The sequence below is a fragment of the Fibrella forsythiae genome, assembly GCF_017353175.1.
Lineage (GTDB): Bacteria > Bacteroidota > Bacteroidia > Cytophagales > Spirosomataceae > Fibrella > Fibrella forsythiae.
Window position 1 is genome coordinate 291,089 of sequence record NZ_JAFMYW010000005.1, and the last position, 23,605, is coordinate 314,693.

The 23,605-nt window shown below is 52.4% G+C and carries 21 protein-coding genes; 3 read left to right on the plus strand and 18 right to left on the minus strand.

What is annotated here, in order from left to right; all coding sequences use genetic code 11:
* Positions 1-36 precede the first annotated feature (36 nt).
* Positions 37-426 carry a hypothetical protein gene (locus tag J2I46_RS17635; RefSeq protein ID WP_207330375.1) on the plus strand — a complete coding sequence of 130 codons (390 nt, stop codon included), beginning with the start codon at positions 37-39 and terminating at the stop codon, positions 424-426.
* A 2-nt stretch (positions 427-428) separates the two neighbouring features.
* On the opposite strand, the gene nadD is transcribed toward J2I46_RS17635, so the two are convergent.
* The 10 genes from nadD to J2I46_RS17685 all read right to left on the minus strand — a co-directional run bounded on the left by nadD (position 429) and on the right by J2I46_RS17685 (position 9,427).
* On the minus strand, positions 429-1,016 hold the full coding sequence (nadD, locus tag J2I46_RS17640) for a nicotinate (nicotinamide) nucleotide adenylyltransferase (protein WP_207330376.1): 588 nt from the start codon (positions 1,014-1,016) through the stop codon (positions 429-431).
* 136 nt (positions 1,017-1,152) lie between these two features.
* Positions 1,153-1,752, minus strand: coding sequence for a guanylate kinase (gmk, locus tag J2I46_RS17645; protein ID WP_207330377.1), 600 nt, complete (start codon positions 1,750-1,752; stop codon positions 1,153-1,155).
* Between the two features lie 220 nt (positions 1,753-1,972).
* Positions 1,973-2,215 carry a hypothetical protein gene (locus J2I46_RS17650; protein ID WP_207330378.1) on the minus strand — a complete coding sequence of 81 codons (243 nt, stop codon included), beginning with the start codon at positions 2,213-2,215 and terminating at the stop codon, positions 1,973-1,975.
* A 124-nt stretch (positions 2,216-2,339) separates the two neighbouring features.
* Positions 2,340-2,957, minus strand: coding sequence for a sigma-70 family RNA polymerase sigma factor (locus J2I46_RS17655; RefSeq protein WP_085411381.1), 618 nt, complete (start codon positions 2,955-2,957; stop codon positions 2,340-2,342).
* Positions 2,958-3,248: 291 nt separating this feature from the next.
* Positions 3,249-3,755, minus strand: coding sequence for a hypothetical protein (locus J2I46_RS17660; RefSeq protein WP_207330379.1), 507 nt, complete (start codon positions 3,753-3,755; stop codon positions 3,249-3,251).
* Between the two features lie 39 nt (positions 3,756-3,794).
* A complete protein-coding gene (gene mreC / locus J2I46_RS17665; protein WP_207330380.1) occupies positions 3,795-4,634 on the minus strand; it encodes a rod shape-determining protein MreC in 840 nt (279 codons plus the stop codon).
* Positions 4,635-4,734: 100 nt separating this feature from the next.
* Entirely contained in the window at positions 4,735-5,760 is a 1,026-nt protein-coding gene (locus J2I46_RS17670) for a rod shape-determining protein (protein WP_085411377.1), read from the minus strand.
* Positions 5,761-5,953: 193 nt separating this feature from the next.
* The gene (locus J2I46_RS17675) at positions 5,954-6,136 is read right to left on the minus strand and encodes a BF3379 family histone-like protein (RefSeq protein WP_085411376.1); all 183 of its coding nucleotides are present in this window, start codon (positions 6,134-6,136) and stop codon (positions 5,954-5,956) included.
* Between the two features lie 136 nt (positions 6,137-6,272).
* Positions 6,273-7,577 carry an aminotransferase class I/II-fold pyridoxal phosphate-dependent enzyme gene (locus J2I46_RS17680; RefSeq protein ID WP_207330381.1) on the minus strand — a complete coding sequence of 435 codons (1,305 nt, stop codon included), beginning with the start codon at positions 7,575-7,577 and terminating at the stop codon, positions 6,273-6,275.
* 182 nt (positions 7,578-7,759) lie between these two features.
* A complete protein-coding gene (locus J2I46_RS17685) occupies positions 7,760-9,427 on the minus strand; it encodes an amidase (protein ID WP_207330382.1) in 1,668 nt (555 codons plus the stop codon).
* Positions 9,428-9,577: 150 nt separating this feature from the next.
* On the opposite strand from J2I46_RS17685, the gene J2I46_RS17690 reads away from it, so the two are divergent.
* A complete protein-coding gene (locus J2I46_RS17690) occupies positions 9,578-9,778 on the plus strand; it encodes a hypothetical protein (RefSeq protein ID WP_207330383.1) in 201 nt (66 codons plus the stop codon).
* Between the two features lie 292 nt (positions 9,779-10,070).
* Here J2I46_RS17690 and J2I46_RS17695 read toward each other — a convergent pair whose 3' ends face one another.
* On the minus strand, positions 10,071-10,658 hold the full coding sequence (locus tag J2I46_RS17695) for a thioredoxin family protein (protein WP_207330384.1): 588 nt from the start codon (positions 10,656-10,658) through the stop codon (positions 10,071-10,073).
* 216 nt (positions 10,659-10,874) lie between these two features.
* Between J2I46_RS17695 and J2I46_RS17700 the strand changes: the two genes are divergently transcribed.
* A complete protein-coding gene (locus tag J2I46_RS17700; RefSeq protein ID WP_207330385.1) occupies positions 10,875-12,842 on the plus strand; it encodes a sensor histidine kinase in 1,968 nt (655 codons plus the stop codon).
* A 53-nt stretch (positions 12,843-12,895) separates the two neighbouring features.
* Here J2I46_RS17700 and J2I46_RS17705 read toward each other — a convergent pair whose 3' ends face one another.
* The 7 genes from J2I46_RS17705 to J2I46_RS17735 form a co-directional block, all read right to left on the minus strand.
* Positions 12,896-13,543 carry a response regulator gene (locus tag J2I46_RS17705; protein ID WP_207330386.1) on the minus strand — a complete coding sequence of 216 codons (648 nt, stop codon included), beginning with the start codon at positions 13,541-13,543 and terminating at the stop codon, positions 12,896-12,898.
* A gap of 27 nt (positions 13,544-13,570) precedes the next feature.
* Positions 13,571-17,233 (minus strand): Ig-like domain-containing protein, encoded by a 3,663-nt coding sequence (locus J2I46_RS17710; protein ID WP_207330387.1) that lies wholly within the window; start codon positions 17,231-17,233, stop codon positions 13,571-13,573.
* Positions 17,234-17,260: 27 nt separating this feature from the next.
* Positions 17,261-19,015 carry a hypothetical protein gene (locus tag J2I46_RS17715; protein ID WP_207330388.1) on the minus strand — a complete coding sequence of 585 codons (1,755 nt, stop codon included), beginning with the start codon at positions 19,013-19,015 and terminating at the stop codon, positions 17,261-17,263.
* Positions 19,016-19,020: 5 nt separating this feature from the next.
* Positions 19,021-19,923 carry a TolB-like translocation protein gene (locus J2I46_RS17720; RefSeq protein WP_207330389.1) on the minus strand — a complete coding sequence of 301 codons (903 nt, stop codon included), beginning with the start codon at positions 19,921-19,923 and terminating at the stop codon, positions 19,021-19,023.
* Positions 19,924-19,929: 6 nt separating this feature from the next.
* Positions 19,930-21,342, minus strand: coding sequence for an OmpA family protein (locus tag J2I46_RS17725; RefSeq protein WP_207330390.1), 1,413 nt, complete (start codon positions 21,340-21,342; stop codon positions 19,930-19,932).
* 76 nt (positions 21,343-21,418) lie between these two features.
* A complete protein-coding gene (locus J2I46_RS17730; protein WP_207330391.1) occupies positions 21,419-22,672 on the minus strand; it encodes a hypothetical protein in 1,254 nt (417 codons plus the stop codon).
* Positions 22,673-22,685: 13 nt separating this feature from the next.
* Positions 22,686-23,549, minus strand: a complete 864-nt coding sequence (locus J2I46_RS17735) for a hypothetical protein (protein ID WP_207330392.1) — start codon at positions 23,547-23,549, stop codon at positions 22,686-22,688.
* Positions 23,550-23,605: the final 56 nt, after the last annotated feature.

Sequence of the window (23,605 nt, forward strand, 5' to 3'; positions counted from 1 at the left end):
GTCTTTCACTAACTAGTTAAGCTACACCATTACCCGATGATTTCCAGAAAATCACTATGTCTTTCAGGCTTAGTAACGCTGATTTTTTCCTGTGCTGGCCCGGACAAGCTGGGTACGTTAGATCTGAAAGCCTGGCGCAATGATCGCGGCGGATGTAATGGTGTTCGACAAACGCTCGTAAGCAACTTTATGGCCGTTCGCGATCAGTTCAAAGGACTGCATGTGAATGACCTGGGTAAGATGCTGGGTCGGCCGGATGTGAACGAAATCACCGATCGGAATGGGAAAGTATATGTCTATTACATTGAGAAAGGCCCGCACTGCAGCGAAAACACCGGGGCCAAATCAGGAGCCAAGAGTGTGGCGTTGCGGGTCAGTTCAATTGGGCTGGTAACCGAAGTAACCACCCAGAACGGAACGCCTTAGACTTACACGTAGAATTTCTTCCGCTCAATCATCTCCTCAACTACGTCGGGTACCATATACCGGATAGAGCGGTTAAGGCGAATGGCGTCGCGGATATATGTGGCCGAAATATCGAGCAGAGGTGCCGCAATCAGGCGAACGTTCGGATGCTCACGGAAAGGCGACGGGCTGGCTAGTTCGCCCAAGCGCGCGGGGCGGGGGTAAACGTACAGGCCAACGTTGTTCAGAATGCGTTCGTACTGTTTCCAGTTGGCAAACTGATCCAGGTTGTCTTCGCCCATAATCAGCTTAAATGTATGTTGCGGGAATTTCTGGCTCAACACATCCAGCGTATCGATGGTGTAGCTGGGTTTGGGCATTGAGAACTCCACATCAGTAGCTTTCAGGCGGTTATTGTCGGCAATGGCCCGTTCCACCATGTCCAGTCGATCAAACTCATGCAACAGGCTCTTCGTCTTCTTGAACGGATTCTGGGGCGACACCACAAACCAGACCTGCTCCAGATCGGCGCTGGTAGCCATGGTGTTCGCTACGATCAGATGCCCAACATGGATGGGGTTAAATGAACCAAAGAATAGGCCAATTTTCATGTGAAAACAGTCTTTAGTCCTCTGTCTTCGCGGAACGCCGCCCGGTCTTCTGTTGCGCTGCTAATTGCCGGTTGTTACTTAGCTGCGCAACAGAAGACCGGGCGGCGTTCCGCGAAGACAGAGGACTAAAGACAGATTAGATGACAGTTGCTTTCGCTGGAACGATATCGTTTTTGATGAATTCATCAATCAGTTTTTGTGCCTTGGCGTATGACTCGTCCAGGTCGTCATTAACGAGAATGACGTCAAACTGATCTTGGAACGACATTTCGAAGTGGACCTTGAACAATCGTTTCGAGAGGCTGTCTTCGGTTTCGGTTCCCCGGCCAATCAGGCGTTGACGCAGCGTTTCTTCGTCGGGCACTTTCACAAAAACCGCCAGGGCACGGTCGCCATAATATTGCTTCAATTTCAGGCCGCCCTTTACGTCTACATCAAAGAGTACGTGTTTACCGCTGTCCCACACACGTTGAATTTCTGACTTCAGCGTACCGTAAAAAGCGCCAACATATACTTCTTCCCACTCTACAAACTCGTCGGCGTCGATTTTATGTTTGAATTCGTCGGGGGTCAGGAAGTAGTAGTCCTGTCCATTCTGTTCAGCGCGGCCCCGACGGTCGCGGGTGCAGGCTGAAATAGAGAAGCCGAGGTTTTCATTTGATTGAAGCAGATGATGGACAATGGTTGTTTTACCAGAGCCGGAAGGAGCCGAGAAGATGATGAGTTTACCGTCCAAGTGGGGGGGTGTTTAATGAAAACATCATTAAGTTGTCGTTACGATATGCTGTCATTAGACGGTCATTGATTGCTTTTTACAACGAACGATTATTTAACGACAGCGTAGCGTAATGATACCTTAATGATATTTCTTCTGTAAAGGTACAAAAAACGAATCGGGGTAAGTGAGGGGCCATTTGGCTTACTCACTTACCCCGAAGGCATTAGGTCAAAAAATCTTAATTGAAGGTAGCAATGCGGCTACGGATATCGTCGATGATCCGTTCTGGACAGCACCTTTTTTCCATCTTGTTCTGGAGAAGAGCTTTCATTTCTTTTTCCAGATGGTACATTTTAATACAGGGCTGGCACGATTCCAGATTGCGCTTCAATTTCTCAAGGTCCTGTTCAGTCGCTGCTCCGTCGAGTACCGATTGAATAAACTTCAGACAGTCGCTTTGGTGTTCACACGAATGTTTCATACTCTCCGGTACCTCTTGCGACGATGTTGGCAAAGACGTTTGCATTGGAAAAATTTTATTTATTCCAAAATTAGTTATATTGTTGCTATTGGTCTAACCAAAGTCTGTATTGTAAAAGTTCGGTTTAGTCGTCAATATTTTCGTTATAACCCATCGATGCCGCATAATCTCGCAGTTTTTCCTTCAGAAGGTTACGCGCCCGGTGCAGTCGCGACCGAACTGTACCGATAGGGATATCGAGAATCTTGGCCATTTCTTCATATGTGAATCCTTCGATGTCACAAAGAATAATAACCGTCCGAAAATCGACGGGCAATGAGTTTAGGGCTGTAGCTACTTCATCGCCGATCAGATCTGAGACCGTCTCGGCCCGAAGGTCAACGGTATGCTCAGTTTCCGAATCTTCTGAATTGTAAGTGGTCTCAACGTCCTGGTAATCAACCTTGGCTGGCTCCTTACTTTTCTTCCGATAATCGTTAATGAAGCTATTCTTCAGGATTCTGAACAGCCACGCTTTAGCGTTGGTTCCCTGTTCAAAAGACGAGATAAACCGGAACGCCTTTAGGTACGTATCCTGCACAAGATCATTCGCATCGTCTTCGTCCATAGTCAGACGGAAAGCGAAGTTGTACATGGAATCAATATGGGGCATAAACTCCTTATTGAAAATCCGGTATTTCTGGTCGTCGGTGTATCCGCGAGTGGGCGTCGTATCTGACATAGTTTCGGGCATTGTCGACATAAAAGTAGGCGTTAAAGTCGGTTTGCCTCGACAGCCGCCAGATTTTACGCAAGTCTGAAAGAGATTCTGCGCTGGCAGAGGCCGGTGTACATAGTCTACTGCAAAAACCAAACCTTTGTTTAACTAAACGGTTTACCGGCCAAAATGGCAGAACCAATAAGGTAGGGGCTGTGTTTGCAACTGACTTTAACGGGGCGGAATATAAACGTGAGACGCAAGATATACGATGTTGTAACTACAAATTAGTGCAACAATATCTCTGGTGCAGCACTCTTTCAGACATCTGCAGCGTTACCGTCTGGCAAAAAACTGGATCAGAATAATGCTCAGCGTGGTAAACAATGCACTGGCCAGGGTCCGTAGGGCTGTCGGGATCAGTAATGACAGACTGCCAGCCTCGATAAGAAAGAGCGTGGCATGGTGAATAAGCACCAACACAAACACGTACTTGAAAAATTCGGCAAAGCCCAGTTCCTGTAATGTAAACACGACCCGGGACTCCTGAATGCGCTGGCTCATCTGTACGCGTACAACCAGAGGGCGCAGGTACGTCATCAGGACCGTTGAGGCCGCGTGAATCCCCAAGGTGTTATAAAATGTATCTACGATTACGCCGGTCGCGAAAGCGAGCAGCAACAGCCAGGTTTGGCTGATCTCGTTGGGCATCAATAAAATGCACGCTACGTAGATAAAGCAGAAGCCGTAATCGAACAGCACCAGGTTCCGGACAATCAGAATCTGGAGAAACAGGTAAAGCAAAAAGAGGGAAATAAGAACAAGTATTTCGCGAAGGGTCATGTAATCGGTAGGTGGGGCGTTGGGTACTGCCGGAGCTGGTTATTTCTCGCTGTCGACCTGTTTTTCAATCTGCTCCTGTTCTGTCGCCAGTCTATTCTGGACTATATAAACGTACGACAGATTGCCAAAATTAGTCGATAAGTCGATGGTCAGATCATGGAATGTTTGATTTGCCTGAAGGCCAATTGTGCGCACGCGGCCTATAAGGATACCCGGCGGAAAAACGGAGTTCTGATCGGAGGTCACTACTGAATCACCTTTGTTCACGGGCTTGTAGCGTGATATATCGAGCAGTGTCATTTTTGTCGGATCCGCACCCAGCCAGCGGGCGGTACCTATTTCGCCTGCCTTGGTCAAATTAGCTGACACTCTGAATTCAGAATGCAGGATGGAGGTAACGACAGAGAAATGTTCTTTACAGAAACGGACCCGGCCTACTATGCCTGTAGGCGAAATAACGCCCATGCCCGGCTGAATGCCATCGGCGGTGCCTTTATCGATGGTCAGGTAATTATTGGCGTAGGTTGTTGTATTGTTGATCACCTTGCCTACCGTGAATGTAAACCGGGTAGCAAAAACGGAATCTGCTTTATAAAGCGGTGGACTTGATGGGCTACGTTCCTGTTGCCGTTGTGTCAGTTGGGTACGTAGGCGTAGATTCTCGGCGGCCAGATCGGCGTTGACCTGCCGAAGGCTGGTGTACTCATGCGCTGTATTCGACCAAGCCAGCATCTGAGCGGCATAGCGATTCGACGTGTTGAAAAAACTCGCGCTCCAGTAATTGTTTGTGTTGATAATGAAATAGAAGCACAGCACTTCCAGCAACACAAACAGAATGAAGTTGCGGCTTTGAGCAATAAAGGCAAAGAGTTGTTCCACCTTAACTAAAAAGACACAAGGGATAAGACGTCGGACCGAAGACAAAGCTACATAGCCTTCGGTCTAAACCTCTTATTCCTTGTGTCTAACTTCTTGTGTCTTAAGAAATAAGCACTGACTTATACAGGTCGAGGTTTTTGATCACTTCGCCTGTTCCTTTCACAACGGCCTTGAGCGGATCATCGGCCACGTGAATAGGCAGTTTTGTTTTGCTGGCCAGCCGTTTGTCGAGGCCGTGTAGCAGCGCACCACCACCCGTCAGGTGAATTCCGTTGGTATAGATATCGGCCGACAGCTCGGGTGGCGATACTTCCAGGGCCTTCATAACGGCTTCTTCAATCTTCGAGATCGATTTATCGAGGGCGTAGGCTATTTCGCTGTAGGTAACCTTAATTTCTTTCGGAATACCCGTCATCAAATCGCGCCCACGAATTTCGTAATCAGCCGGTGGGTTGTCGAGTTCGGGCAGGGCCGAGCCAACTTCCATTTTGATCTGTTCGGCCGAGCGTTCTCCGATAAGCAGGTTGTGCTCACGACGCATATAATCCACAATGTCGCGGGTAAATACGTCACCGGCAATCCGGATCGACTGTTCGCAGACAATACCTGACAGGGCAATTACGGCAATTTCGGTAGTACCCCCGCCGATGTCAACGATCATGGTGCCGTTGGGCTGGGTGATATCGATACCAATACCTATGGCGGCAGCGATTGGCTCGTGTACCATGTACACTTCCTTGGCTCCCGCATGTTCGGCTGAGTCTTTCACAGCCCGTTTTTCTACCTCTGTAATGCCCGAAGGAATGCAGATGACCATACGATGTGAGGGTGAGAATAGCCGGTTGCCCGACTCAATCATTTTAATCAACCCCCGAATCATCAACTCCGCTGCTGTAAAGTCAGCAATTACCCCGTCTTTCAGCGGGCGGATCGTTTTAATGTTTTCGTTCGTCTTTTCGTGCATCTGCATCGCCTTATGCCCAATGGCCAGCACTTTACCGCTGACTTTGTCCATGGCGATGATCGACGGCTCGTCGACTACAATACGGTCTTTATGAATAATAAGGGTGTTGGCCGTACCCAAATCGATAGCAATGTCGCTAGTCAAAAAATTAAAAAGTCCCATTTCAGGCTGGTTACGTATAGATGCTAAGCTGGATTTCTAAACAATACACAAAAGTAGGGATAATAAAAGACAACTTTAGCCCACTGTTTGAATGGACTTTTGTTTTTAGATGTGATTGTCAGCCTATAAACGTCAAACCCGCCCGAACTGAGGTGTTCGGGCGGGTTTGACTAATAGTGGCAAGAAAAACAAACTATTTTGCAGCCGCGTTTTTCTGATCCTGAACTTCTGAACGGATCTGCTGGGCCATTGTTTTCAGGTCCTGCATACCTTTCCGTACACGAGTTCCGGCAGCCTGATTCTTTTTGTCGTAGAATTTATCGAAGTCGCCTTCGAGTGACATAATCAGGTTTTTTACTTCCTCAAAGCGTGTCATACGATTGGGGTTTAAGTGTGAAAAGTGCTTAAATGCGCTAAAAACGCGTATTTGGGCGAAATATAGCTATTCTGTTATACACCGCAAGAGCAGTGACAAAAAAATAACCGAATAATACAACTTAAACCCCAGTACCTTACTCAGCGGCAGACTCTGTGACCGCTGTTTGTGCCATTTCAGCCACTCCGACCGGATTTTGCTGTGTGTAGTAACCGTTTTTGAGTTTTTCTACAATCTCACTGAACACTGTTAGGGTATAGTTAACATCCTCAAGCGAGTGGGCCGCCGTTGGTATAACACGCAACATGATGATTTCTTTCGGCACGACTGGGTACGTTACGATTGAGCAGAAAATACCATAACTCTCACGCAGTTCGCGTACCATCGCCGTTGCCGCAACAATGCCACCATCGTTTTGCAACAGTACAGGCGTAACGGGCGATGTTGTTTCGCCAATGTCGAAGCCACGCTCACGTAAACCGCTTTGCAGTGCCCGCACATTTTCCCATAATTTCTCGCGAAGCTCAGGGTGTTTCTTAATCAGTTCCAAGCGTTTCATGGCGCCAACAACAAGCGGCATCGGCAGCGCCTTGGCATAAATCTGCGACCGCATGTTATACTTCAGGTACATGATCACATCGGCATCGGCGGCTACGAACGCACCAATCGACGCCATCGACTTAGCGAAGGTCGAGAAGTAGACATCGATACCATCCTGGCAGCCGAAATGCTCGCCTACGCCTGCACCGGTTGGGCCCATGGTGCCGAAACCGTGTGCATCGTCGACGAACAGACGGAAATTGTATTTCTCTTTTAAGGCAACGATCTTATCCAGGCTACCTACTTTACCCGACATGCCGAACACGCCCTCGCTGATCACCAGGATGCCACCGCCGGTTTCTTCCACTTTTTTAGTGGCCCGCTTCAGGTTTGTTTCCAGGCTGGCCATGTCATTGTGGTTGAACTTGTAATAGTCGCCCATTTTAGCCTTATGCAGCCGGATACCGTCGATGATACAGGCATGACACTCGGCATCATACACAATAATGTCGCGGCGGTCAACCAATGATTCGATCGTTGACATTACACCCTGATACCCAAAGTTGAGCAGGAACGCGTCTTGTTTACCAACAAACTGCGCCAACTGCTGCTCAAGCTCCTCGTGCATGTCGCTGTTACCCGACATCAGGCGAGCGCCCATTGGGTAAGCCAGCCCCCAGTCGGCAGCGGCTTTTGCGTCGGCTTCGCGCACCTCAGGGTGGTTGGCAAGGCCCAAATAGTTGTTCAAACTCCAGTTGAGCATCTTCTTGCCGAAGAAGGTCATGTGGGGCCCTAGTTCGCCGGTCAGCTTAGGAAAAGCGAAGTAATGGTGCCCGTTAAAGAGTTTAGAATTCGAGCCGATTGGGCCGAGATTACTGCGTAGTTTCTCAAATAAATCCACTTTATGATGCCGTTTAAGGGCCTAAAGCCCTGTTTTCGATCTATTTAGTGCAAAAATAAGAAAAAGAGTTAAGAGTGAAGAATTAAGAGTTAATAGTTAAGAATTAAGAGTGGAGAGGTGCGCTGCTAAGGTTACCATACAAAGTCTTAGCAGCGCACCTCTCCACTCTTAATTCTTAACTCTCAATTCAAGACAGGGTGTTTCCGGTGCCAGTCGGTAGCATCCTGATAGGCTTTTGCAACGGCCAGAACAGCTCCTTCGGCAAAGAGCTGTCCGTTGATGGTGATGCTGGTGAGTGTTTGTTGGGCGTTAAAACCGTTTGGTAGCACCACGCATGGATGGCCCGTCAGGTTGGTAAGCTGAAGGTTACCACCTGCATAGCTTGGTGAAATATATACGTCGACTTGCGCTTTTTTCAGCACGTTGTGCATCTGATTGATGAGCTGGGTACGTATGCGGTTGGCCTGTAAATACTCAACCGCCGGAATAAACCGGGATGACCGAAATTCGTTGGGCCAGGCCGATTTGCCCTGCCGAACCATGAGGCTATCGCGGTCAGAGCGGGTCAACTCGTCAAAGGCGGCGGCTCCTTCAACACCAATAATCATGGTCAGGGCACCATAACGAAAGGGGGGCAGTTCGATCGGCACCAGTGTGGCGCCGAGCTTCTTAAGCATGTCGAGCGTGGCCAGGTCGTTGGCTTTGTTCGGATACGTACTGTCGAAGGCTTTCTGTACCACACCAATACGAACACCTTTTAGCGAGGCCAGTGGCGCGTACCGGAATGGCACGTTCATTACCGTTGGGTCGAGGGGATCAGGGCCTTGAATGGCGTTGAACACCAGCGCGCAGTCTTCAACCGAGCGGGTCATGGGACCAATTTTATCCATCGACCACGATAGGGCCATTGCTCCGTGTCGGCTCACCCGCCCGTAGGTGGGGCGCAGGCCTGTAACGCCACAAACGGTTGATGGTGAGACAATTGAGCCCAGTGTTTCGGTGCCAATGGCGAAGGGAAGTAAACCGGCCGATACCGTACTGCCTGAACCTGCTGATGAGCCGCTGGAGCCCATATCTGATTTCCAGGGGTTACGGCTCTTGCCACCAAACCACACATCGCCCATGGCCAGTTCGCCCATAGCCAGCTTGGCGCATAGCACCGCTCCGGCATCTTCGAGGCGCTTAATGACCGTGGCATCATAATCGAGCACCTGATCTTTATACGGCACAGAGCCCCAGGTGGTTTTATAACCCCGGCGAGCCAGCAAATCTTTAGCGCCGTATGGAATACCGTGGAGCGGTCCCCGGTACTTACCCGCTTTCAGTTCGGCATCGGCCCGGCGTGCCTGCTGCAGGGCCAATTCTTCCGTGAGCGTAACGACGTTGAAGAGCGCCGGGCCGTATGTTTTCAACCGTGTCAGGAAAAACTGGGTCAGTGCTTCCGACGAAATCTGCTTTGTCCGGATCAGCTCACCCAACTGGGCTACGGTATAATAGGCCAGATCATCCCGATTGGCAGGCATACGTACCTGACCCAGCGCCGACGCCTTGAACGAACTGGCACCAACGGGCATTACAAAGCCCGTTGGCAGCGGATTGAAATACAGGGCCGGCGATACGTCGTTGGTCAGTTTAACGGTTCTGATCGTTTCAAAATCGCGGCGTTGGTCAACGAGGTTATCGAGCATCGAATCGCGCTCGGCACGGGTAAACGATAGCCCGAAGAGTTTCGACGCCACATCCGCCATTTCGGCAGTAATGGGCTGTTCGGGGGCGTTGTAACTGGTAATGAATGAACCCGCAGCGAAACTAACGGCGCAGATAAGAAGAAGACGTAACTGTTTGTGCATGAAGTTAACTGGTTGTATAAACCATTAAAAGTAAGCCAACTTCAGCAAAAGGGATAAAGGCTATTGACGAAATAAAAGGATGAGATAACAGATTAGCCCGTATGGGTATTACCAATGTAATTGGATTTGTTTTTGTTGAGTAGGGAATAAATGAACGCACTACTATTTATCAGCCATAGTCAATTGGAGGCGCAACCTGACAAGGACTTGATCTCACTTGACAAAGCCTCTTCCGACCGTGAATGGCTGGTGCGTTTTGTAGTACAGATTCGTATAAAAAAAATGGTGGGCCAGCTTGATGTAGGCGAGGAGGTTGAATACCCGGGGGAGCAAAGTAAAGCCGACTGGTGAGAAACGAATATAGGCCGATTTATTAATGATTAAAACGCCAGTTGTCATTGATACAGATAATGCCTTTTCTGAATAGTGCTCCACAGGATCACATTCGGCAACGGAGAACGCGTGGCATAGGGAATTGCGCGGAAGCATATCGACTTTGTGATGGTATCGATGGTGATAAGTTGCCATTCACCGCTATGTCTATCGAGCTGGGCAGTGCCGTATGGATTCATGGTCAGCCTATCAGGGAGGGGTTACCTGCCCGAGGCTTCACGAATTTCGTCGATTTATAGTCTTAAAGCTGCTATTTTCCGCTTGTTGTGGTGGGCATGGCGGGCTGGAATTCTTTTACATACGTACCTGCTTTGAACGCATCGAAAGGTTCTTTGGCCTGATAGTTACCGCCGAAATAAGTAACGATCTGGTGGAACATGCGCGGCTCCAGATAACCGGCAATTGGCTGGATCATTGCCATTTTCTCGTCGAGGAAGACCGTTGAGGGGTAACTCATTTTCCCCTGTAATAGGTTGATAGCCAGTTCGTGGGCGCTCCCTTGCTTGCGGAAGGTTTGCCCGCCAACAGTGATGTCGGCAGCCTGTTCGGCGTCGAGTTTTACGGCGTAATAGTGTTCATTCACATAATCAATGATGGCGGGTTGGGTAAAGGTTTTCTGGTCCATTACCTTACACCAGCCGCACCAGCCTGTATACACGTCGATGATGACCTTGCGTGGCGCTTTCTGGTTCAGTTCAAAGGCTTCCCTGAAGCTGATCCAGTTTATTTTCTTGCCTTCGTGGGCGTGCACTACGCGCACAGGAAGATTCGTAGAAGGGCGAAATGAAGCAAGCAGACCAACAAGCAGTAGAGTGAAAAAGAGCGCAGACAGACGCATGAGTTCAGGTTGTTAATGGAGTAACGACTAACGTACCTATAACGGCAAAAAACGGGCCGGAATTGTCACACTTTAGTAACGTGGGTAGTATACAATTACCTTTCCATCAGTAGTTTCTTGCCAAACTGGTGCCGGCGTTTATTTTTGATAATAACCTTGATGTGAGTCATGCGGATCTGGTGGCCTCCCAGTCTTTTTCTTTTAGTATGGCTCTGTATGCCGGGGTGGGCCTGTGCGCAAACCGCCGACGTGGTTGTGCTGACCGAAACGGATGATTTGCGGGAGAAACTTTCCATTGAGAGTGCGCTGGAGTTGTATGTCGATTCGTCGCGGCAACAGCCTTTGTCCGGCATTGAGCTCCAGCCTTTCCGATCAGTAGGCCGAACGATCCCTAATGTTGGCTATACCGGTGCAACGGCCCATCCCAACCCAATCTGGCTTCGCTTCCGTATTCATAACGCCACACACCAGAACGCCCAACTCTATGCCCGCATCAACTTCTGGTGTTTTGATTCGCTCCAGTTTTTTGTTGTCGATCCCGCCCGCGATTCGCTATTAACCGCTTCGTCGGTGCTGGGCTGGCGAACTCCCGTTGAGGCCCGCCCGCTGGCCGACCGAAACTTTAGTTTTCCGCTCAGCATACCCGCTGGTGTTGAACGGGTTGCTTACCTGCGGGTATATAAGCTGAGGGGCACGCAGGTCATTCCCCTGACCCTGTGGCACCGGGCTGGCTACCTGGCCAATATGCCGGGCGAGTACCTGTTTTGGGGTGGTGTTCTACTGTCACTCCTGTTTGTGGCCGTAATGAGCCTGTTCTTCTTCATTACCACCCGCGACCATATCTACTGGAGCTACACACTCTGCGTGCTCTGCCTCATCGGGTTTTTCTTCATCAATGACGGCTTCATGAATCAGTTTGCGTTCGATGCGCAGTTCTGGTTGCCCCGTCAGAATATCTATTTCCTGTTCCCGTTGCTGCTTTTTTACTCTCAGCTGGTTTTCATCCGTACGTTTCTGCCGCTGCAGCGAACCCCGGCCCGCTGGTTACACCGGTTTAGCACGGTGGGCCTGCTGGCAGGGCTGGCTTGCATACTAATGCTTACTGCCGAACTTCTGGTAACGTACCCACCAGGCCTGGAGGTAACATTTATGCGTGTATTTACGCTGCTATACTGGCTGCCCATGCCGTTGATCGGGGCATTTGTGGTGGTGAGTATCGGGCGGCGATACTACGTGGCGGCGGGCTGGTTGTATCTGGTATCGGTATCGCCCTTTTACCTGCTCAATTTCGGGCAGGTAATGGCCAACTTCGGTTTGATTCCTACGTATAGGCCACTGGTTGATTTTCGGTGGTATGCCGTTGCGGCGTTGTTTGAAGTGTTGGCATTGACGTTCGGCCTGGCTTATCGCTACAAATTGATGCGCGACCGCAACGACGAACTGTTGAGTAGCCAGCGAGAAAAAGAACGCACTACCTACGTAAGCGAAGTGCAGTCGCTGGCATTGCGCAACAATATGCTGGAAGAGAAAGAGCGAATTGCCCGCGACCTTCACGATAATGTAGGCGCCCAACTGGCGCTGATGATTACCAGCCTGTTGCACATTAGTAGGCAGGCAGAACAGGTACCCGTAACTGGTGGGCGAATGGGTGAGTCGCACAGCGATGAGCGAATGCCCCGCCTTGCCGATGAGTTACGTGCCGTAGTTGGGTATGCGCGGGAAGCGATACGCACACTTCGCGAAACGATCTGGGCCATTAACCAGGAAAGTTTTACAATTGAAGAGTTTGGGGAGCGGCTAAACCAGTATGTAAACAGGTACGTGCAGCAAATTAATGGCCTGGAGGTAACTGTACAGATAGACGGTGAACCCAACGAGCCGCTGTCGTCGGTGCAGGTTCTGAATTTCTTCCGAATTGTGCAGGAAGCACTTAGTAACGTGGTTAAGCATGCTCAGGCTACCCACGCCGACGTCCGGTTAATTACCCGTCCGGATGGCGCTTTTCACCTGACCATTCACGATAACGGCCGGGGGCTAAACGAGACCCGCGATGAGATCGACGACCGGCATTATGGGATTCATAATATGAAACGCCGGGCCGAAGAACTAGGTAGTCAGTTTCGGATATACGATCATAACGGCACCGTAGTCGACGTAGTGCGGCACGGCGCCGAGAAGGGTTAGGTAGCCAGGTACGTTGCTAAAGGCCGAAGGCAACGTACCTGACTACCTAACCGTTAGGAAGAAGCCAACAGCTTTTTTTCTATCGCAAACTTGATCAGCGCAGCGGTGTTTTTACAGCCTGTTTTGCTGAGAATGTTCTTTCGATGGGTATCAACTGTTGTGCGGGCTATGCATAACTTTTTGGCAATCAGATCATTAGTCAGTCCTTCGGCTATGTAGCCAACAATTTCCCGTTCGCGCCGGGTGAGGGGCTCTACGTAAGCAAAACCGGGAATGGGGCGGTCGGCAACACCATGTAGCAATATCGGCGATAAAGCCGCGCTTACGTAAATACGCCCCTGGGCCACACTCTCCAGGGCTTTACTTAGCTCGGTTTTATTGGTGCTTTTTAACAGATAACCGTCTGCCCCGGCCTGAAGCATCAATTGTACCGTAGCGAAGTCGATCATCATGCTGATTGCCAGTACATTCACGTTGGGCCAGTTGCGCTTGATGAGGCGTGTTGTCTCTATGCCGTTCAGTTCGGGCATCTCAACGTCGATCAGTACACAATCAACCGGGTGATGATGCAGGAAAGCCAGGGCTTCGCGCCCATTTCGTGCTTCGCCTATTACTTCGCAGGTGTCGATACGGTCGATGAGCATCCGTAGCCCGTCCACGAAAAGTTGATGATCGTCGGCAATCAGAATACGTTGTGGCATAGTACTCACGGTTAAAATAAATAACGTCTATAGTTTAAGCAATTTGATTGATTTTACGGGGTAATTTTCTTGCAAGAGGTTCATTATCAAAGGTCCGGCTGTTTGACTGCTTAGGTCGACCACCTCTGTTGCCCGATGGCCTGTTCCCCGGCGTTCGCTCTGCCATCCTACCTGCCCGGAAGCATTTACAAGCTGCATGGTGACTAGTGCCCCGGCGGGAGCCGTCCAGTCAACGGTGATTGACTGACTGGCTGGTACCGGATAAACAAGCAGGCTAATAGCCGCTGTTGGAACCGGATCGATAGCCAGCGGAGCCAGCACGATAAGTTGGTATTTATTGAGAATCTGCCCCGCTCCGCAGTCATTATCAAGTGCCTGAACCTCATAGCTGGCTGTGCCGGGTTGCGTGGGCCTCACCCACTTTACCAGGGGACTGACACTGGTTGTCACGACCTGGCCATCCCAGAGCCGAACGCGCCAGGGGGCGTCGCCACCAAAGCGTAGCCTGATGGCCGTGCTATCGTATAAGACAATGACCGAATCGCCTGTAAGGCGCACGCTAGCCTTGTTTAGAACTCGTACGCTCACGGTTTTGCCCGCGCTTTCGCAGCCATTCTGGGTTTGGGTAACGGTGTAGCTGAGGGTTTGCCCGGTGCTGGTCGAGGGCGTAACGGTTGACTTCGGCGTGCCACTACCATCATACCAGCGCAGATTCTGGCCAACGGCGGTCAGCGAAGTTGGTGCATCGTTGATGCAGAAAGTGCGGTCGGTGGTGGTGGGAGCAGCTGGTACCGCATACACAGTCGTAAGCAGCACTGCCCTGGGGCTCTCACAGGTACCAAATCGCTGTGTCACCCAGTACGATTGTTCACCCAGGGTAGTGGTTTGTGGAGTTAGGGCAGTTGTGGCCGTACCACCTGTAGCCTGCGTATACCAGCCCAGGCCATCGCCCGTTGCCTTCAGTGGCTGGGCGAGCTGATTCTGGCACAGCGACAGCGGGCTAACGCCGGGGGCTCCCGGTGTATTACGTACCTGTACCAGCAGGGCAACCAGTCTGCTTTCGCAGCCATTACTGGTCTGGCTCACTTTATAGGTGATATCCCGAACATGGTCGGTGGGGGGCGTGGGAGCGCTGGTCAGCAAGCTATTGTTGGCGTCGTACCACTTCAGGTTTTGCCCGGTGGCCGTGAGGGGCGTGGTTTGCTGATCCCGGCAGAGTAGTACCGTACTGGTGGTGGGGTCGGGCGAGGCGGGGTTGATAACCTGATCCAGTTTGGCGCGGGGGCCTTCGCAGTTGTTGACAACCTGACTTACCCAGAACGAGGTGGTGCCTGCCGTGGTCGATGTAGGCGTGATGGGACCTTCGGCGGTGCCGCCGGTTTCGACGCGGTACCATTTCAGGTTCTGACCCGTGGCCGCCAATACCGGCACATTTACATACTGACAAATAGCGGCAGGGTTGGCGGCGGTGGGTGCGGGCGGCAATGCGTTGACGGTTACCCGTAGCTTGGCACGGGGACCTTCGCAGGTTCCTATTGACTGCGAGACCCAGTAAAACTGCTCGCCCACCTGCGCTGTGCTCAAAGCCGGTGCATTGGACGCCCCAGTACCTCCGGTTTCGACTGTGTACCAGCGCAGGCCCGAGCCTGAGGCGTTCAGGGCCGGTGCAGTCGTGTTGTTACAAATGGCTAAATCGGCCACGCCTGGGGCACCGGGGGTGTTTTTTACCGAAACCACCAGATCTGTCTTCTTGCTTTCGCAGCCGTTGGTTGTCTGGGTAACGCGGTACGTAAAATCGCCAAGCTGGTTGGTTGGTGGTGTAGGGGCGGTGGCGCCAATGAGGCCGTTGCCGCTATTATACCACTTCAGATTTGTGCCATTGGCCGTAAGAGGGGTGGCTTGCTGGTCTTTGCAGAGGAGTACAGGCGCCGTGGTGGGGTCGGGCGAGGCGGGGTTGATCGTTTGCTCGATTTTGGCGCGGGGACCCTCACAATTATTTACGGCCTGACTTACCCAAAACGCGGTGGTGCCGGGCTGGTCTGAGCTGGGTTTAGCCGTGTTCTGACCACTACCTCCTGTTTCGGCGGTGTACCATTTCAGGTTCTGGCCGTTGGCCGTCAGGCTGGGTACGTCTACATACTGGCAAACCGCACCCGGATTACTGACGCCCGGGGCGGTGGGTAACGCGGTCACGTTCACCTTGATTTCGGTTAGGTCAGAGCGGCAGCCATTTTCATCGCGAGATACAAAAAATGTTTGCTGCCCACCAGACCCGGTACCGGGGCGCGGGGCATTACCCCCGAGGCTATTCCGGCTGGCATCGTACCAGATCAGGTTAGGGCCATTAGCCGATAGCACGTCGACCCCCTGATTCTGACAGTAGTTCAGGTTCTGATTGGTTGATGGGGCACTGCTTTTAGGCTTGACCGTTACCGACACATCGACCCGGTCGCTCTCGCAACTGCCAACCGTTTGCGAAACCTTATAGCTGAACGTACCTGCCCCCCCCGTTGATACGGTAGGAGCACTCGACTGCCGACTGCCCGATGCATTGTACCAGTTGAGGGTCCCTCCACCACTGGCTGCTGCCTGCAGGGTTACGTTGGCATCGCCCTGACAGGGCGACGTGGGCGTTGTCACGCTGGGTTTGTCGGCTTTAGTAATCGTGATAGCGGCCGACCGAGGGGCAATGAGGGTATTGTAATCGGCGCGGGGCGAGATAATCCGGATGCGGTAGCCCGTTCCGGCGGCCACGCTGTTTGGAATGGTTACTGAGGTTGTGGCGTTTCCTTGAGTACCCGTTCCGAGGTTGGTTGGGTTACCAAAATTGCCGCTGGCATCAGATAACTGGATGAGCGGAATAAAGTCGCCCTGAAGGCGGATGCTACTATTTGCTGTGGCGTACTGCGCATTCAGCGATGCTCCGGCGCAGATAGACGACCTGTCCAGGAATGTAGCCAGTTCCAGTGGTGTAGCGGTAACCGTAGCACTACCACTCACGATGTTTGGGCCTGGGCAGCCCGTGGCATCGCGCAGATTTCTGACAAAAACATTGTCATAGATTCGCTGTACATCGAAGGTCGGCATCCGGGGAAAAATGGTGCCTGAGGCCGTTGTAAATGTCTGGGTACGCAGATAACCAACGCTGGCATATTCGCTGGAATAGTCGTTATAATCAATCGTAAAGGGCGGTGTGCCGGTGAAAGTGAGAAAGATTGTGGCGGGTGAACCGGCTACGATTGTTGGGTTGCCCGAAATGGTCAATAAAGTCTGCGGCTTAATGGTGAACAAGGTGCTGTTTGTCGGGTATGACTGGCTGTAATCCATACTGAACAGCCTGAAATAATAGCCGCTGTTGGCTGTAAGGGGACGAGGCATGGTAAACTGCACCCGGATCTTGTTCGTAGCCGAATGGGTCCCTGCTGTCCGGGTAGTAACCGTGCCAACATACGTACCCACGTTTTCGGCAATGCGTAGCCCATCTGCTCCAACGGGGTATAGACCAACCAGATATCTGCCATTGCGCCGCCCATCGTCGATTACGGTAGCCGTAAAGTCTACCGTTGCTCCCTGACAGAGGGTCGTAAACGGAAGCGGGTCGGGTGTGGTATGCGGAAGGTCAGTCTGGGCCTTACTCCACCAGGGAGTAAGCAACAACCAAGTGAGGATAATACATTGAACAGTTTTCATGGTATGGCGATGAAACACGTATTGATGCTACTTTTTCTTCGTTACTTGCCTGATCCTTAATAGGGTACGTATACCATTGACCGTCAGGCCTAAACCAACGACACCGCCACCGTAGACACCGTAAATGACCGGGGCACCGTAGGCGGTCAGCGACATGGGTTCGGGCGGGGGCGGAACGTCGCGCCTCGACAGGTCACGGTAAAGGTTGTAGTCGGCGTTGAGCGCGTTCACCTTTTGCGAGTAAACGTCGTAGTCTTTTTTAATGCCCGAATACATCACGTAGCTACCACCCAATGCCGCCAGTCCCCCAACTACCTGCATCCAGCCTCGTAGTCGCATACCGGCCGCAATGCGTCGCTGTTCGTTGGTAAGAGTTTTTTTCAGGTCGGGCGATACAGACATGGCGGCCGGCTTCTGAACGATTGGTTTCGGTAGCTTCTCTTTTTCTACGGGCTTGGGTACGTTGGCCAGAACCGGTGTAGGGGCTGATGGCTTAGCTGCTTGTTTGTCTGGTACTGGAAGCGCTGGCAGGTCAACCGGTTTGGGAATTACTGCAACCGTTTTGGGCGGTTCAACAACAGGCTTGTCTGGCTCAACGACGGGTTTGGGAACTTCAACCACTGGTTTGGCGGTCGGTTTCTCGGCCACAGGCGTGATCGTTTTTGGCGTTTCGGGGGCACCTTTTTTACTTATTATGGTGCTGCCAGGTACATCGTTGGCTTTGCGGGTGTGCTGATCGTCGTTGGGTGGTAAGTTGCCGGGCGTTACCACCGGTGGGCGTTGGTGGGTGGCTATGGCGCGGGTGGTATCTGCTTTGGGCTTAGGTGGCTGGAGCAACGCGAAGCCCATGATGTCGCGATCGCGATTTTTGTAGGTGAATTTGTCGCGGTCGCGCTCATCAAACCGGATAGAGTTACCCGCCAGCACATAGGTGCCATCACCAGTATTGTGGTATTGCCCCAGTGGCACACGCGGCGACTCTGACTTGACCACATCCAGCGCTTTTTTGTTGGATCGAACCGTGACGTTAAACTCGTAATCTGGCTGTCTGTAAATTTTCAGCGGCTCGCGAATGTCAACGGCTTGTGGCGGCGTTTCGGCCACAGCAGGCGGTGCAGGAGCGATAACAACAGCCGCCGTCTGGGGTGTATTCGCACCGGGCCGCTCGAACAGAATCTGGCTGATGAGCACCTCCCATTTCCGGTTAACCCGGGTTGCCTGTAGTGTGGCCACGCGCTTTACCCGCTGATAACTACGCCCGGCAGTTTTCTGGGCCAGGCTTTTCCCTTTGAGGATCGACTCATAATGAATGCTGATGTGGGCCGATGTCGGGCTGTCGATAATCGGGTCGGTAAGCCGAACATTGGTGACCACAAAGCTAAATGTGTTAAAATCGGCGTTTTTGCTGACGAAACTGAGCAGATTGTTCAGGTATTGCGAAAGCGTTTTGCCCAGGTCTGGTGCCGAGTCGAAGCTGATATAGTCTGGGTTGGTGTCGTCTTCGACGATGATATTGTCGCTGACGAATAGCTGTTGATTCTGGTCGTTCAGCGTGTAGCTATTAAGTATCAGATCTCTGTTCTCGGCTTCGGTATTGATGTCCATCAGTAGCGTACTGATGCGTTTGGGTAGTTCATCCTGAACTCGGAGCCGGGCCAGCCGTTTGATCTCGTTCAGATCGCGCAGGGTCGGAGCCTGCTGACCCTGCGCCCATACGGAAGCCGTTATCAGTAGGCACTGACTGATCAGCAGCCAAAACAGTAGGGGGCGGGCGCTGGTCATGGTAGCTATCTGGATGAGCAGTTGGTGTAATAAAACTTGCCGCGCTCGCCGCTGCTGGCGGCATAGCCCAGGGCATAGCCTTCACCGTTGTAGGTGTAGCGATACGTGACGCGCTCGGTCAGTGTGAGTTTTCCGTTAACGAACTGGTTCAGGACGTATTCGTTGAGTAATCCGGGCTTACCGCCGCCATCCTGTATGTCAGGAATACCCCGGAACCGGAGTTGCGTGTTGGCGTAGTAGCCAGTGGCGGCGTAGGTATAGGTTGAACTGGTAAGTTTGCTGATGGCGGGTTCGTTGTAGGTCTTTACCAGGTGGTTTCCGTTGCTGTTTACGGTAAAGGTTTCATATACGCCATCGGTGTGCGTGTAGGAGGTTACGTAGCCGGTAGCAGCATCAACGGCAAACCGTTCGCTGGTGCCGGGCCGGGTGCGTGTGGCCAGCCTGCCATCGGGCTGAAAGGTGAAAACTTCGCTGATACTACCGCTGGTGCTCTTGATGGTCAGGCTCTTGAGGGTGTTGCCCTCCCAGGCATACTCCCAGCGGTTGCCGCTTCCCTGCACGGGCGCAATGCTGCTAATGAGCTTCGACTGACTGTCGTAGGTGTAGGCATACACCACTGTACCGGCGGCGGTTTTGTCTTCGCGCGTTTTTACATACCGGGTGGTGTCATACACGTAGGTTTGCGTAAGGCTCCGCTGGCGGTTCTGGTTCTCTTCGTAATACTGGGTCAGACTGCCAAAATCATTGTACAAATATCCCTGCCGACGGACGTTACCACCCTCCCGAATGATCTCGACCAGATCGATTCGGCAGGCGGCGGGAAGCTGTGCGCCCGAGAGGTCGGGCTCTTTCTGGCAGCCGGTCAGCACCAGCAGAAAACCTGCGCTAAAAAGTAGTGTTGCGTTCATAACGTGTTAGTTCGTAGCAGAGTTGACCACTCGGTTTACCGATTGGGCGGGTATGAACTTCAGCGAAACGCGGCGGTTCTGGCGGCGGCTCTCTTCGTTGTTGTTGGCGCCAACCAGGAACCGGCTGCCAAACCCGACAATCTCAAGCCGATTGTCGGCTATGCCCCACTGCCAGTGTAAATAGCCCGCCGCAACCTTAGCTCTGTACTCGCCGAGGTATTGATTGAGCCGTTCGTCGCCAAGCCGGTCGGTATGGCCAACCAGGCGCAGGTGTACGTCGGGGTGTTGCTGTAAGTAGCTTCCTACCTGCCCCAGCGCTGTTCGGGCCTCGTTGGAAAGCACACAGCTACCCTCCTCAAAAAGGAGCATCGGCAGGTTATCGGCCAGTTTCGTAGTGGCAGGCGTTACTGTGGTCGATATTGCCGGGGATAGTTGTTCCGGGGTATTGGCGCGGGTAACTGCGGAAGTTGTATTAGTAGCTGGCCACGTGATTTTTGCTACGTTCAGCCCCACCGAGACCGTAATCGTCTGGCGATGGACGACCGTTTTTTGCCGGTTCACCAGTAATAATTCATACCGGTTAGGAAACAGGTCTGACGCCGTGAAAAAACCGGGTCTGTTGGCAGCAGATACCAGCATCACCGGTTTTTTGCTGCCCTCAGGCTGTAACATTCCCTGAAAACCCACCGCCGATTGAGCGGGTACACTCTGTACTGACAGCAGTACCAGTTCCCGCAGCAGGTGCACGTGCTGATGCAACGCCGGGCCACCCAGTTGTTCTACGCTGATATTACCCTGGTAAGGCTGATACCCTGGCGCCCGAACCTCCATAGCCACGATATCCTTGTCGGTAAAATCCGTTGAGCAGTTGCCCGATGCGTCGGTATCGAGGCAGGTTCGCTTGCCGGTTTTAGTGAAAATGAAGCAGACTTGCGCCCGCACCGGTTGGCCTGCCAGCGCATCGGTGACAGTAAACGTATTGTGTTGAACCTGCCCGCTGCCGGTAGTTTCGTTGCTTTTCGGCTGTACGTAGTGTGTCTGCTCGGTTTGCAGGTAAGGCCGGTTAACGCCTTGCTGATCAGTGGCTACCAGCGGAATGATCACGTACACGTCGTCGGTAGCGGTAGTCAGGTTCAGAGGCAGTCGCTGCGGGCGGTAACCGGTTCGTTCGATAAGCAGGGCCGAGGCTGTGCAGGCAATGCCGATGTCGAACTGGCCCGTAGCGTCGGCGCTGGTCCCGATCACTGTCTGCTTATTACCTATTTTGACTGACAGCGTTGCCGATAGTGGCCGATGCGTACTATAATCCCGGACGACACCAACCAGCCGTACGCAAACCGGAGTGGCTGGCGGGGCGGGGATTTGGGCCGGTAGTTTGCTCACTAGCAGTAAGTTGAGAAATAGTATAAGTGCGGACATGGTATGAAGGGGCTGTTTATTCAACGGGTGCAGGTACGTTGCTGCGAGCAGTTGAAGACCACCCGCAGCAACGTACCTACTGACTTGATCCTACGCCGACGTTTCCGAGCAGCACCTGCCAGTTGGTTTCCACCTGCTCGTTGATGAGCTTCTGGGCGGGTTGTAGTTTAACGCGCACGTTTTTCTGGGTCACATCGCTGTAGGTGACGGCATCGCTTTTGCCATAACCCGTGAAAGTCTGCTGGCCCGTGATGGTGCCGTAATAATTGCCGTCGGCTTCCTGGGTCAGTTCTTTCACATACTGTACCTCAGACCAGCTCACTTTTGTGTAGCTATAGGGCAGCAGCTTCAGGCGGGTTAGGTACGTTCGTACGCCCATCTTGCGGGCGGTGCCTGGCTTACTGGCCGATGTGACTTCGATAGTGGCATCAGGAATGAACAGCTTGATGGCCTGCTCGATAGCCCTGTCTTTATCGTCGCCCGATAGGCTTTTGTCGGTGATGATGTTGATGTACGACACAAACTCGTCGACCCGCTGCATGGCTTTGGCCCGGTAGGTAACGTAGTCAGCTTCGTTTAATGAGAGCTTCCCCGTCGGCGATGCGGGCGCGGGTTTAGATGCCTGGGCCTCGGCTGCCGGTGTCGGTGAGGGTCTTGTCGGGCGGGTGGGGGCTGTTTTCGTTTGGCGTGTCGGCGCAGGGGCTGGTTCGGTGGTTGCTGGTGAAGGCGTTACCGGAACAGCGGGAGCAGTGGTTACGGCGGTTGCCGGGGCCGAGGCGGTGAGTTGCGGTCGAAGATCAGCCAGGATAGGGGCTATTTCAACGAAATCAGTGAGTATCTGGTGTTTTCCGTCACTGTAAAAGATCATCAGCAACTCGTTCTTGTTGATCGAGGCTGCCCCGCCATTAACAGGCTGGTAATTGATGACTTCTTCGCTTTCATACGAAATAGTGCCGCGCAACACTTCCAGCGGCACGCGCCTGATCATCATGTCGGTGGGCGATGTGCGGGCGGGGGCCATCAGAAAATCCTTGAGTTGCTGGTCGGCCTGAACGGCATTGGTACTTACCTCGTCAACGATCAGGAAATTGCCTTCCTGCGTAAAGGCCATTAACACCACGTCGCGGCCGTAGTTATGATTGGTCAGCGCATCACCGTGTTTCACCGTGAACTTCACCCGTTCGGCGGTTATCTCTACCAGTTGCGCGTTTTTATACCGGGTTCCGTTGGCAAGATAGATAGCATCACCAGCCGGGCCGGTGTTGCTCTGGGCGCTGGCTTTGTGTAGCAGACACAGGGTAGCGAAGCAGAGAATCAGACGATGTAGCATGGCTCTATCTGGCTTATTTCCCGAACAAATAGCGAATGCCCAGTCCAACTGTTACCTGCGAAACGGTGGGTATACCAGCTGTTGCCGGTGCCATCGAGGTAAATCCGTAATCGCCCTGCGCATAAACGGTAAGTTCCTGGCTGAAGCGCGCCCCCAGTTTTACGTCACCGCCAGCATGAAACGCACTGAAACCGGCGTCTTTAAACGAGGCACTTTCGCCGCCGCCACTGACGTTCAGCCCATAAGCGCCGAAGACCCCTACAGAATAAAAGAGGTTGACCGGTTTTTCCTTGTTGTACAGCGAGGCAATCGCCAACGTACCTACGGCATAACTGAGTCCAATGGTGGCCGGGCTTTTCCCCTGCGTTAGTTGCAGGAACTCAACAGAGGGGGCCAGCGCTACTTTGCCCAGCGGCACCTCGGCCGTAATGCCTCCCCGAATGGCCAGGCCCATGTCTGAGGTAGTGCTTTGGGCCATCCAGAAGCCACCACCGGCGCCCGCTGTCAGCCCGAAACGGGTACGTGGGGCAGAGTTCGATGCGGCTGGCTGGCTGGTGATGGGTACGTTCCGGGCAGTGGTTGGCCGATTGGCAGGCACTGGTTTCGCTGATTTCGCGTCGAATCGTTCTACTTCGCCATTGCTGTAGCGGATATACCGTACGTCTGATTTCTTAACCTGATACTGCTGCCCCTGGGGCGCGGTCGATTTGCGGTAAAAAATAGCGGTCTCGTTAATTTCACTAATCAGCCCTTGAATAACAGTATTGTCGTTTCGAACAATCTCATCATTGCGGCGGGCTGCCTGGCCGAAACAACAGAGATGAAGCAACTGGCTGAGTAGCAGACTCACCAGCAGAAGGGTGCGGGTACTGGTCATGATAAACGTGGTTATGGTGTGAATAAATAGCTGATAAACAAACGGTTGTGAAGTGG